Annotated in this window: 11 protein-coding genes; 2 read left to right on the top strand and 9 right to left on the bottom strand. The window is 46.2% G+C overall.

The window, feature by feature from the left end:
- Nucleotides 1–195: 195 nt before the first annotated feature.
- Both ACLJPQ_RS07880 and ACLJPQ_RS07875 read right to left on the bottom strand, forming a co-directional pair.
- Entirely contained in the window at nt 196–432 is a 237-nt protein-coding gene (locus ACLJPQ_RS07880) for a YgdI/YgdR family lipoprotein (protein ID WP_001168017.1), read from the bottom strand.
- A 128-nt stretch (nt 433–560) separates the two neighbouring features.
- The gene (locus ACLJPQ_RS07875) at nt 561–1,151 is read right to left on the bottom strand and encodes a TetR/AcrR family transcriptional regulator (RefSeq protein WP_000208470.1); all 591 of its coding nucleotides are present in this window, start codon (nt 1,149–1,151) and stop codon (nt 561–563) included.
- Nucleotides 1,152–1,228: 77 nt separating this feature from the next.
- Here ACLJPQ_RS07875 and bdcA point away from each other — a divergent pair, with 77 nt between their 5' ends.
- Nucleotides 1,229–1,942, top strand: coding sequence for an SDR family oxidoreductase (bdcA, locus tag ACLJPQ_RS07870; protein ID WP_000171957.1), 714 nt, complete (start codon nt 1,229–1,231; stop codon nt 1,940–1,942).
- A gap of 90 nt (nt 1,943–2,032) precedes the next feature.
- Here bdcA and ACLJPQ_RS07865 read toward each other — a convergent pair whose 3' ends face one another.
- Together ACLJPQ_RS07865 and ACLJPQ_RS07860 are read right to left on the bottom strand one after the other, a co-directional pair.
- Nucleotides 2,033–2,902, bottom strand: coding sequence for an aldo/keto reductase (locus ACLJPQ_RS07865; RefSeq protein WP_000456775.1), 870 nt, complete (start codon nt 2,900–2,902; stop codon nt 2,033–2,035).
- Nucleotides 2,903–3,178: 276 nt separating this feature from the next.
- Nucleotides 3,179–4,084, bottom strand: a complete 906-nt coding sequence (locus tag ACLJPQ_RS07860; protein WP_080184732.1) for a LysR family transcriptional regulator — start codon at nt 4,082–4,084, stop codon at nt 3,179–3,181.
- A gap of 116 nt (nt 4,085–4,200) precedes the next feature.
- On the opposite strand from ACLJPQ_RS07860, the gene ACLJPQ_RS07855 reads away from it, so the two are divergent.
- A complete protein-coding gene (locus ACLJPQ_RS07855) occupies nt 4,201–5,130 on the top strand; it encodes an aromatic alcohol reductase (protein WP_080184733.1) in 930 nt (309 codons plus the stop codon).
- A gap of 457 nt (nt 5,131–5,587) precedes the next feature.
- Here ACLJPQ_RS07855 and ACLJPQ_RS07850 read toward each other — a convergent pair whose 3' ends face one another.
- The 5 genes from ACLJPQ_RS07850 to ACLJPQ_RS07830 form a co-directional block, all read right to left on the bottom strand.
- Nucleotides 5,588–6,790 (bottom strand): MFS transporter, encoded by a 1,203-nt coding sequence (locus ACLJPQ_RS07850; RefSeq protein WP_023137140.1) that lies wholly within the window; start codon nt 6,788–6,790, stop codon nt 5,588–5,590.
- A gap of 379 nt (nt 6,791–7,169) precedes the next feature.
- Nucleotides 7,170–7,946: an SDR family NAD(P)-dependent oxidoreductase gene (locus ACLJPQ_RS07845; protein WP_001727416.1), complete on the bottom strand. Its 777-nt coding sequence runs from the start codon at nt 7,944–7,946 to the stop codon at nt 7,170–7,172.
- A 179-nt stretch (nt 7,947–8,125) separates the two neighbouring features.
- Nucleotides 8,126–9,430, bottom strand: coding sequence for an aromatic amino acid transport family protein (locus tag ACLJPQ_RS07840; RefSeq protein WP_000807034.1), 1,305 nt, complete (start codon nt 9,428–9,430; stop codon nt 8,126–8,128).
- 137 nt (nt 9,431–9,567) lie between these two features.
- Nucleotides 9,568–10,755, bottom strand: coding sequence for a mandelate racemase/muconate lactonizing enzyme family protein (locus tag ACLJPQ_RS07835; RefSeq protein ID WP_080184734.1), 1,188 nt, complete (start codon nt 10,753–10,755; stop codon nt 9,568–9,570).
- A gap of 245 nt (nt 10,756–11,000) precedes the next feature.
- On the bottom strand, nt 11,001–11,780 hold the full coding sequence (locus ACLJPQ_RS07830; protein WP_001649234.1) for an AraC family transcriptional regulator: 780 nt from the start codon (nt 11,778–11,780) through the stop codon (nt 11,001–11,003).
- Nucleotides 11,781–12,098: the final 318 nt, after the last annotated feature.

Here is a 12,098-nt window from a genome sequence, read left to right as displayed (position 1 = left end):
GGGATAGTTAGCAATCCAAAACAGACCGTTAGCCATGAGTACTGTTTATCTTCACTATACAGGGAACAACCAAATAACTGACAACACAAATCAAGCCGAGACCCGGAATTCGGCTATACAGGCGCTCTATTCAATTCAGGCCCAGAAACAGTCCGGTACCCATACTGGACACGGCCTCCCAACTGCTTTAGCGCATTACCAGTCCAGCTTCGATGCGCCTTCTGTCGTCTGCACTATTTCACTGGTTTTAATAACGCGATGATAACCATAAACATCAGCGTATTTCGTCATTCCGGTTGCGGTGTCAACCTCCGGCTTACCCTGCGTTTCAATAATCTCTCCCGTCCGGGTCGTCATGGTATAGGTCGTTGTACATCCGGCTAGCATCAACACTGATAAGCTAAGTACCGTAATAAGACTACATTTTTGCATTTCTCGTTTCCCTGGCACCTCTATTTTTGATGTACTTTACCGAATACCGCAACGGCAAGATGGATGATTAGGGCTATTGCTCCCTGTTTGCCCGTATCTGATTGGCTCAGGTTTTTTGATGCGCTGCGTTAATCCGGCAGTAATCGCTCCAGCACATCCCCAGCCAGAAGCACGCTCTCCTGAAGACGCTCCAGGCCATACCCCGCTCGCGCCTTGGCGGAAAGCCCCGCCATTAGCGTCCCCATAAAGTCCGTCGTCCGGTCAGCCTCTTGCGGATACCGCATGGCGACATAAGTGCGAATCAGGTTTTCAGCAGCGATGTAAAACTCGCAGGCGGCCTCTCGTGCCGGTTTATCGTTACAATGTGCGCCCTCCAGAACCAGACACCCAGTGGCATCAGGATCGGCAGCGTAACGTCTTGCCGCTTCCATCAGCACATCGATAAGGCACTTCGCGGTCGGGTGATCGTGACGCAGAAGCGCCCCGAGCGGAATCGCGTCGGTCATCCTGTAACGCTTTAATACGCGAGTATACAGCCCCAGCTTGCTGCCAAACGCCGCATAGAAACTGGGAGGATTGATCCCGAACGCTTTTGTCAGATCCGCTACGCTCACCGCGTCGTAGCCGCGCGAATGAAATAAGTGTTGAGCGGTTTCAATGGCTTGCTCCGGATCGAACTGGCGAGGGCGACCCGGCGTTCGGCTATGTTTTGTAGTCATCACTACATAACTCCTTGACGGCATGATTTCATTACGCATATTGTAGTGGCTACTACAATATCATAAAGGACATCCTGATGACGCTATTTCGCAACAAATCTGTACTGGTTTTAGGGGGAAGTCGTGGTATCGGCGCGGCTATTGTACGACGCTTTAGCGCTGACGGCGCATCGGTCGTTTTCAGCTACGCCGGATCGCGTGAAGCCGCCGAAAAACTGGCAGCGGAAACCGGAAGCATCGCCATCCAGACGGATAGCGCCGATCGGGATGCCGTCATCAGCCTCGTGCGTGAGTACGGACCGCTGGATATTCTGGTCGTCAATGCGGGCGTGGCTCTCTTCGGCGATGCGCTGGAACAAGATAGCGATGCGATAGATCGTTTGTTCCGTATTAATATCCATGCGCCTTACCATGCGTCAGTCGAAGCAGCCCGCAACATGCCGGAAGGTGGACGCATTATTATTATCGGTTCCGTGAATGGCGATCGGATGCCCGTACCGGGAATGGCCGCGTACGCCGCCAGTAAATCAGCCCTGCAAGGGCTGGCGCGCGGCCTGGCCCGTGATTTTGGCCCCCGCGGGATTACGATAAATGTGGTGCAGCCAGGCCCCATTGATACCGACATCAATCCGGAAGATGGCCCCATGAAAGAGCTGATGCACAGTTTCATGGCAATCAAACGACACGGAAGACCTGAAGAAGTGGCTGGAATGGTGGCATGGCTTGCCGGCCCGGAAGCCTCTTTCGTCACCGGCGCGATGCACACCATCGATGGTGCCTTCGGCGCCTGACGGCCAGGCGAATATCACACGGTTGCCGTCTACGCTCCGGCAACCGTGTTAGAAGCTGTTCATGCGAGAAAACATCCGCAAGCGCCGGGATCAATCGTGGATTTTAACGCCAAGACAACCGCGAACAAATTCAGGATTAAAATGCTTCACCGCTTCGCCAACGTAGCCTAAATCAAGGGCGTTGATTTGAGCCATTTCATTATCCGTTAGTGAGAAATCCCAGATGGCAAAGTTCTCTTCAATGCGTTCCTGTCGAGTGGATTTAGGAATAACCGTGACGCCACGCTGCACGTTCCAACGCAGGACAACCTGCGCGATGGTTTTTTGATGGGCATCGGCAATCCTTTGAAGCATGACATTTTCATACGGTTTATGTCTCCCGCCGCCTAACGGCGCCCACGCTTCAGGCTGAACGTTATAATGCTTCATGGTTTCCAGCGCGGCGGGTTGTGCAAAGTATGGATGCAATTCGACCTGGTTTACCATTGGCGTAATTCTGACGGTTTCACAGAAGTTGGCTAACACATGCGCATAGAAGTTGGACACGCCAATGGCTTTTAGTTTACCGGCTTCATAAGCGTCTTCCAGCGCGCGCCACGCGCTAAAATAATCGCCCATTGCCTGATGCAATAAATAGAGATCAAAATAATCTAACCCGGATTTTTTCAGCGACGCTTCAATACCTGCTTTGGCCAGATCGTAGTTAGCCATATCTTGCACCCACAGTTTAGAAGTAATAAATAACTCCTCACGGGTACACAGACCTGTCGCGATGGCTTCACGAACAGCGTCACCAACGGCATCTTCATTGCCGTATACCGCAGCGGTATCGATAAGACGATAACCGCTGCGAATAGCGCTTAACACTGACTGCTGACATTCTTCTTTGTCGGTTACCTTAAAAACACCAAAACCCACCATAGGCATTTTAAGGTTGTTACTTAATATTGAATATTCCACGCTAAAGCACCCTTTCGTCGTAAAGACGCCATGATAAGAGCAAAATACAGGTACAATGAGTATTGTTAAATCCGATTATATTTATACAAAAAGTTCATTAATAACAGTTGTACAGATTTTTTATTGCATCCAAACGTTCTGTGCTTGCTATATCCTCGCCGTGTAGCCCCCTGTTTGATAATGCCTTTTTCTTATGTGTCAAAACCAGTACCGTCATTTTGACCGTCTGTGAAAAAGTTTTCTGAACAGGCAATGCGATATCCGGAATAATATTTTTTAGCAAAGAGGCTCCGGCTGGCTCAGCGCCTTTTTGCACCAGTCATAAAAAGCGCGTACCGCAGGCGGCAGAAACCTGTTTTGCGGATAGACCAGCGCAAGCGGCAAATCATAAGAATGGTTGTCCATGCAGGTCACCAGCGCCCCGCTGCGCAGATACGGCGCAACCAGATAGCTGGCGACGCGAATTAACCCCAGCCCCTGTATTCCGGCCTGAATATAAGCGTCCGTATCATCGACAACCAGCGTCTCCTGCATCCGCATCGCGTAATCCTCCCCCTCACGCGTAAAAAACCAGTCGGTGGTACGCCCTTTACGGTGGTTCAGGTAGCCGACCGCATGGTGTTTTTGCAGATCATCTAAATTTTCAGGGCTACTGTAACGCTCAATGTAAGTGGGCGATGCTGCTATCACCCAGTTAAAGCTGGCAAGTGGACGGGCAACCAGCGTGGTGGAATCATCGATTCTGCCGGCCCGAATCACGCAGTCATACCCTTGAAGGATAATATCCTCCACGCTATCGCTGGAACAAAGTATCAGCTCCAGCTCCGGATACTGGCGCAAAAAGGCCGGGAGCGTAGGAATAATGCAATGCCGGGCGAGAGATTGCGGCATCCCCACTTTAAAACGCCCTTTGGGTTGTGCCGCCCGGCCGGGAAATGACGACTCCATGGCCGCGATATCTGCCAGCACTCTTTTGCACTCTTCGTAGTAACGCCGCCCCTCTGCGGTCACGCTAAGTTTGCGGGTTGTACGTTGCAAAAGCTGAATCTTAAGCCAGGATTCCAGTTCTTTAACCACCCGCGATACCGTTGAGCGCGGCACGCCCAGCACTTCGGCGGCTCTGATAAAACTATGGGTATCCACTACGCAAACATAGACCTGCATCGCTTCCAGCTTGTCCATTTCCCCCCCCAATTATCCCATTTATCAGAACAGTCTAACCCGTCTTCGGCGTCTTATCGAACGCAGATCCCTGACGTAATCTCTATCTACAGGTGAATCAACACAGAGAGGGGCAAATGAAACAATCCAATAATCAGGTGGGTGAAAAAGTATTGGTGCTGGGCGCGGGACAACTGGGGGCGTCAGTGCTGGCGTCGTTGGTTCCGGCGGTCACACAGCGTAATGGTTCCGTTTGCGTTATTGTGTCAGGGCGATCCAGGGATAAACAGAGCAAACGACGTTCCAGCATTCATCAACAACTGGCGGATGCCGGTGCGCGGTTTATCCCGGTCGACATCGCAGGCAGTTCGGTTGCAGCGTTAAAAGATCAATTCCACGGTTTTGATACGATCATCAATTGTATGGGGTTTGTCGCCGGTGCTGGTACCCAGATAAAAATCACCCGCGCGGTACTGGAGGCGGGCGTTAAGCGCTATTTCCCCTGGCAGTTTGGCGTGAATTACGATGTGGTCGGCAAAGGCAGCGGCCAGCCGGTGTGGGACGAACAGTATGACGTCAGGACGCTTTTGCGCGAGCAAAACGTCACAGAGTGGGTGATTGTTTCAACCGGTATATTTACCTCTTTTCTCTTCGAACCGGCCTTTGATGTGGTCAACTTAGCCAAAAAAACCATCAATGCTCTCGGCGGATGGGAAAGGCAGGTCACCGTCACGTCGCCTGCGGATATTGGTCGCCTGACCACTGAAATTTATCTGCATCAGCCGCGTATCACTAACGAAGTCGTCTTTGTCGCGGGGGAAACGACCTCTTATGCAAAACTGGCGGAAACGGTCGAACGCGTGACGCAGCAAACTTTTACCCGAGGCGTATTGACGCTACCTGACTTACAGGAGCAGCTCCGTTTACATCCGCATGACCCAATGCTGCGCTATCGCGTCGCCTTCGCGCGTGGTGACGGTATGTGGTGGCCGATGAGTGACACCTGGAATGTACAACATCATCTGCCGACACAGGATATTGCCGCCTGGCTGAAAACACAGCAATGAGAACGTCGGCATCAGGCGCTCGCTTAATCCCCATGCCTTCTGCCAGCATCAGGCGGCGGGCGTGGCTACCTTGAGTTAACAAGAAACCAGTACGCATCAGTGCCTGGTTATGTGCTCCTGCTGTAACACCATGTCTGATAATGCTTTTTTCTTATCTGCAAAAACTGATGCCGACATTTTTACCGTAGGGAAAATAGTTTTCCGTTTTGTGATCTAACGATGCTTTTAACAAAACGCTTTAATCCATAGAGATAGCGTCACGAATAGCTTCCGGTTCCGGCCCAAAACTGAATGCGTCCTCAAGAATAAAGGAAAGAATGATACTAAAGTGCTCTCTTGTTCTCATCACCCCAGAGATAAACACTAAAAAGCCACAGCTTGAATTGCGATTGCGGGTGTCGTTCCTCTTATTTTGCCATAACTTACACCGGTTACCTTCCTGACACTGAGGTAAATATTACTCATGCTTTACGACAACTGTCTTGTGACTCCTTTTTAAGATACACAGAAATGCAATGCCAACAGGGATAAGTGACCCCCATAATACGGCATTCCAGCCATAAAGATTCAGCAACGCACCGGATGAAAACGACCCGACAATCATTACGCCAAATACCACAAAATCATTCAGGGACTGCACCTGAGTCTTCTCTTCGGGGCGATGATAATCAATGATCTTCGCTGAAGCGCCGGTAAAGCCAAAATTCCAGCCAACTCCCAGTAATATCAAAGAGAGCCAGTAGTGGAAGATATCTGTTCCGCTGAGCCCGGCAAGAACAGAACCTGCCGTAATAAGCAATCCAGTTGCGGAAATCCGCAGCGCGCCGAAACGGTTAATTAACCTACCGGTGAAGAATCCAGGCCCATACATAGCAATAACGTGCCATTGAATACCCAGATTGGAGGCTTGTTGAGAAATTCCATGCATATGCATTGAAAGGGGAGCGGCGGTCATCAGGAAATTCATCACCATATACGCAACCGCGCCGCTAAACACGGTCTTCAGGAAACCCGGCTGCCGAACAATTTCCTTCAGAGAACGCCCTCCTGATTTGGCTGCCACGGCTGGCTCGGCAGGAATTACGCCCTTAAGAATGAAGGCTGAAATGGTTGCTACCAGAGCCTGAGCTATAAAGGTAATAACAAATGTGTGTGGTGGCAGAAGATTCATTGTTCCCGTCACCAGCATTGGCCCAATGACACCAGCTACCACACCGCCCCCCATTACCAGGGATAATGCACGCGCTCGCCTTTCGGATGTCACTCCATCCGTTGCAGCAAAGCGAAAACTAAGTGCCACTGCAGCGTAAGCCCCTCCCAGGAAAGCGGCAAGACAAAATAGCAAAAATGAACCAATAAAAACCGCAAGGGCAGCAATCAAGCCAGTAATCACTCCGGCCCCCGTCCCGACCATAAATGCGGCTTTACGTCCCTTTTTTTTCGCCAGTGCGCCAAAAGGAAGAATGCAGGCGGCCATGCCCAGGACAAATATAGTGATGGGGAGTGTGGACAGAGCACCACTGGGAGCTATGGCATTACCAACAATGGCACCGGTGGCGTAGAAGACTACAGAGTTAGCCCCGGCAAGCGCCTGAGCTAAAGATAAGCGAATGATATTATTATTCTGCGCAGCTACTGGCAGCGTGTGTTCCAATGTCATTAGTTAAATTATCCTGATTCATGGCGAGTACAATTTGATAGCGTTCCTTTCCTGCTTTTAGCCTGTAAAGTGCGTCTTTGCCCCAGCTCGGAATTAAATCGCCTTCAATGTTATGTTTTGTGTCACAAACCATCTATTTAGTGAGGCATTAATAACCCAGTAATGGCTCTCTTCAAACTAATGGATATTTCCACAGACACGAATAACGTACTTAATCTTGTTAGTGTTATTTTCTGCGTATGATTGGCAACATGTGAATAAATTTATCATGCTTCCTCCGCCCAACACTTCTGGTTCATCCGCATCAATGACATAATGTGAACAGGATTGAATCTGCTCCCTAATAACCACACACGGTTGTCCGCGTGCGGCCTTGTTATCAGGCGTTACGACCAGCCATCACACCACCGTCGATATCCCAAATCGCGCCACTAACCCAGCCTGTCTTGTCAGACAGCAGGAATGCTACCGTTTCAGCTATATCAACCGGTGTCCCCACACGACCAATCGGATGGAAGCTATCAAAGCTGTTCATTACATCCTTCACATCGTCTTTAGGGATAAAACCTTCGTAAATCGGTGTATGTACGACCGCAGGAGAAACTGCGTTCACACGAATCCCGTTACTGCCCAACTCAATCGCCAGATTTTTAGTCAATGCATGAAGACCCGCTTTTGCCATGGAGTAAGCTGAAGACGGTGTAGCGCCTATAGCTTGCCGTGCCCACATAGAGCCAATATTGACGATAGATCCCTTAATACCTGCCTTAACCATATTGCGCACAACATCACGGGTAATGAAGAAAGTGGCACGGTTAATGCTCATATACATGTCGTAATCGGAAGGTTCGTGCTCGGTAAACGGTTTTGGGAAGAACACGCCAGCCGCATTCACCAGCAAGCTAACGTCTTTATGCTCCGCATTGATGGTATCCAGCACATGTTTCATTCCTTCTTCTGTCATCAAATCGGCAACAATAATGGCAACCTGACCTTCTGTCGCCAGAGCCTGACGGGCTTGCTCTGCTTTGTCCTGGCGATTGCCAATCAGCACCACGCTACCACCGTTTTTCAATACCCGTTTCGCTGTTTCGAAACCCATACCGCTGGTACCACCTACTACTAACAATTTTTTACCTGTAAATAATGCGCTCATCGTTAACCTCTTAAATAATTGATTACTGCTTTTATGTGAACTAATGATGGCTTCAACGACGAGGACTGACGAATCAGAAGATTTTGCTGGCCGCTAAAGAAAATCTATCTCGCAATTAGCAACATCTAAGAGCCAGATTCTCTCTTAGATGTTATACCGTTTAATGACTTGTAAAACCTTTATTTTTCAAGGAGTTTAAATAATGGCGATACCACCAGCATAAAGCCCATTAGTGATACGAAAATTACCGCAGGGGATTTATATTTTTGTAAAGATGGCACTCGCCAGATCAGATAGCACGGAATAAGGCAAGAAACTAATCCAAAGGTTCCCACAGTCCATTGGAGTAATGCCATTGTAGACACATCGGCAACAACCCATCCCCAAAGAAGCACGATCGCAGTAAGTGTAACCAAATAAGGGAGAAAATTATTAAATTTCTTACCACGTACAATGAAGCGGTCTGCAATATTAATAATAATTCCTGATAATGCATCGTAAAAACCGAGATAAATACCAAAAAAAGAAGTTAAAATAGCAGAAATGCTTAGTAAAACCGAAAGTACTGGTATAAATCCGCCAGTGTTTTCAGGGATAATCTTTGCCATCAGCGCCAGCGCTGATGTATTTTGAGAAATCCCCATCTTTGCTTGTTCCGGGGTGGTTGAAAACATAAATGAAAACGCAAAAAAAAGAACAGACACAACAAGGATAATATATGCTATCCGACTTGCCCTGAGAGCGCGAAATGTTGCGACTTTAGGGTCTGATTCAATTTTCCTGAATGCAATATTCATTGGATTAAGAACCTGAATAAATACAATCGAAAATAATGCAAAAGGGAGAGAAACCAAAACATCTCTCATTAAATCAATTAAACTGTCAGGGCTTGCCATGCTGACATTATTCATGTTCCAATAAGGGACCATCAATGCACCTAACACAATTATAATCATGAGTTTAAATACAATAAATGGCCCGGAAATTTTAAAGAGCAAACGTTCCCCACGGGAGGCAACCAGAACCATTGCTACCAACAATACCAGAGGAAACCATAACGTATCGGATAGTGAATGTTGAGTAACACCAAAACGCTGCAAATAACTGGAAGTATCATTAGTTATAGTAGCCGCATAACCCAGCATCCCCTTCAATATTGTAAAAAAATATAGGAAGCTCAAAAAAGCCCCCCAGTTTCTCCCTAAATATTGCGTTATAGTCCCCGCATAATCTGTCTGTTTCGTTTCTGAAAGAGAGGTAATATACAATTTTGTTAATAGATAAACTATAGGATATGTAATAAGTAATGCAATCGCAGTTGCCCAAAAACCTTTAACACTCATTTGCAATGGCATAAATACAATTCCGGAGCCAATTGCCATGCCGATACACATTATTACCCAACCGACATCATAAGAAGTAAATGGGATTTTATTTTTTCCAACATTTTCCTTAACATTGTCTAATGCCATTTCTTGTTTCATTTATTGATAAACTCCATGACAGATGTTCAGTAGGCAAAGCTTTATATTAGATCTTAGATCATATGGGAAGAAAAGATTCTGCTGTCAGAACTATTTCCCCCATACTATTTAGTTAGTAGAATTCATTTCACCAATAATTATTTTTCACAGATAGTTACTATATTCATCCGTTTTTCAGCATCTTTTCTAAGTGTCATACCAAAACCGGGTGTTACAGGAACAGCAATTTTTCCATTTACTGGCTGTAAATCTTCTTCAAACAACTCCCGGTTACAAGATTTAAGATTAAAAGAGTGGTGCTCATGGATCTCAAAATTTGGAATAGCTGCTTCAAATTGTAATGCCATCGCGATAGCAAGTGGCGAACCACAATTATGCGCCTGAACCCCGACGTCAAAAGCATGTGCCAAATGAGCAATCTTCATACCTTCTGTGATACCACCAACCAGGCCAATATCAGGTTGAATCATGTCGATGGCACCTTGTTGTAGATACGGCAGGAATCCCCATCGGGTATATAATCGCTCCCCTGTTGCAACAGGAATGGATGACTCCCTGGAGACTTTTATTTGCGCCTCTGGACTATTGTAGTGGGTAGGTTCTTCCATGAACAAAATATTTAAATCAGAAAAGTAATCGGCTAGCTGTAACGCTCCGGAGGTTGAAGTAAGTGAATTCCATTCGATAATGATGTCACACTCCTCACCAATTCCTTCACGGACCGCCTCCATACGAGAACGCGCCAGTTTGCGTTCGGCTGGAGTAAACACTCCCCGTTTACGAATACGTTCCCCATTAGCATCAACATAAACAGGACAAAGCTTCACGCAATCATAGCCTTCAGCTCGCGCAATTTGTGCTGTTTCTCGAAATTCAGCAGGATCGTTAAGCATCAATGATTCATCGATCCAACCAAAATGAAGCTGGCTCGCATAGCAACGCAAAGGTGCTGGTGTTTTTGCTCCCAGCAGGCGATGAACCGATAAGCCTGCGGCTCTGCCTTTTATATCCCAAAGTGCTGCATCCAAAGCGCTCATAGCCCCAAATATCACGGGGCCTCCCCCTAAGGCCCAAAATGAACGCTGTCGCATGATTTCCCATAGCGTTTCAGTATCATTAGGGTCCTGTCCCAGAAGAAAACGTTCAGCAAGTATACGAATCATCGGAGCAATAGCCTCTGATGCCGTACCATAAGCAAGGCTCGCTTCCCCCATACCAGAGATTCCTTCATCGGTATGTATTCGCACGTAAATTGGTCGCCACAAATCAAGTCCATTTTGCCCGGACAGATCAATTTCAAGTGTTTCTATCTTCGTAATCTTCACTCTAAAAACTCCTTTAGATAAATTTTTTCATCTGGCCGAATTTATCGCCCTGACTTTTGTTATTACTAAGTTCTTTCATTTATATATTATTTGGTACCGAAAAATTCTATACGCCTGATAGCTAGTTTGTCATTTCTAAAAAAAGACAAATGATGTAGAGTAGCCGCCATTTATGTTACAGCGAAAAATATAAAAATTAACATACTTATTCAGTGAGTGAGGTAAGTCACATTTATAAAATAAAACTAATACCTTCTCTTCATATAATCCAGAGGAGCATGTCCCATAGTAAGATGAAATGCATAAACAAATGCAGAACTCGAGCTATATCCTAAGTCTATAGCTATTTCTGTTACTCCTTTACCACAGTCGAGTAACTCAATAGCTTTCATTAATCGCAGGCGTTTTTTCCAGGAACGTAAACTCATTCCTGTTTCGATAGTAAAACGTCTTGATAATGTACGCCCCGACATTCCCAGTTCATGGCACCATTCTTCCTGTGATCGTGTATCCGACGGGTTTTCGCATAATGATTCACATATTTTTACCAATGATCGATTTTGAGGCCAGGGTAAAATAAATTGAGCGCTACGAACATTTCCCAGATGGTATAAAATTAACTGTATTAGTTTCTCTATATAAACTTCATCATTTATTCTTCTGTCTGATATTTCTAAGATAAGCGCCTTAAGGAATGGGGAAACATCAAAAATGGTAGGTTCCGACATGTCAAATTGATTATGAGCATCGTTAGCTATCCATAAGCTATTAAAATAAGCCCCTTGTGATGAGCCGACCTGATGTTGAGTTCCCGCAGGCAACCAGACAGCCTGTAATTTCGGCGAAATCAAAAATGATTGTTCAATTGTTTTAACCATTAAATCACCTGCTGTTGCATAAACGACCTGATGCCATTTATGCTTATGCTCAGGAAAACAATGAGCTGCAGGTATAAATTCTTTCCGTATGGCTAACGGATTCGGAGCGGTGATATGGTGCGCTATATTCAGTGAAGTCCATTCCATAATATCGCCTAAAATATAAAATTATTACATTAAATATACTGTCACTGTTAATGAATGAACACCAATGAAAAAATATTTCAACATCAAATAGAATAAATTCCTTGACGGAGCAAAAAAAACACGCTAAAGAGATTTTTGTATCGGCATCACTGATGCCAGAAAAAATCATCATAAACAAAGAAATAAATCATCAGCTTATTATCTTATTCAAGATAAGCAAAACAACGTTTATCCGGTTCCGCATGAGTATTTACATTGAAAATTGAGGAAGAAAATCTATCTCGATCACGTATACTAGTTCCATTGTATGAGATGGAG

It is taken from the genome of Salmonella sp. SAL04213 (assembly GCF_046550535.1).
Classification (GTDB): Bacteria; Pseudomonadota; Gammaproteobacteria; order Enterobacterales; family Enterobacteriaceae; genus Salmonella; species Salmonella enterica.
This window is presented reverse-complemented; position numbering and strand designations above follow the sequence as displayed.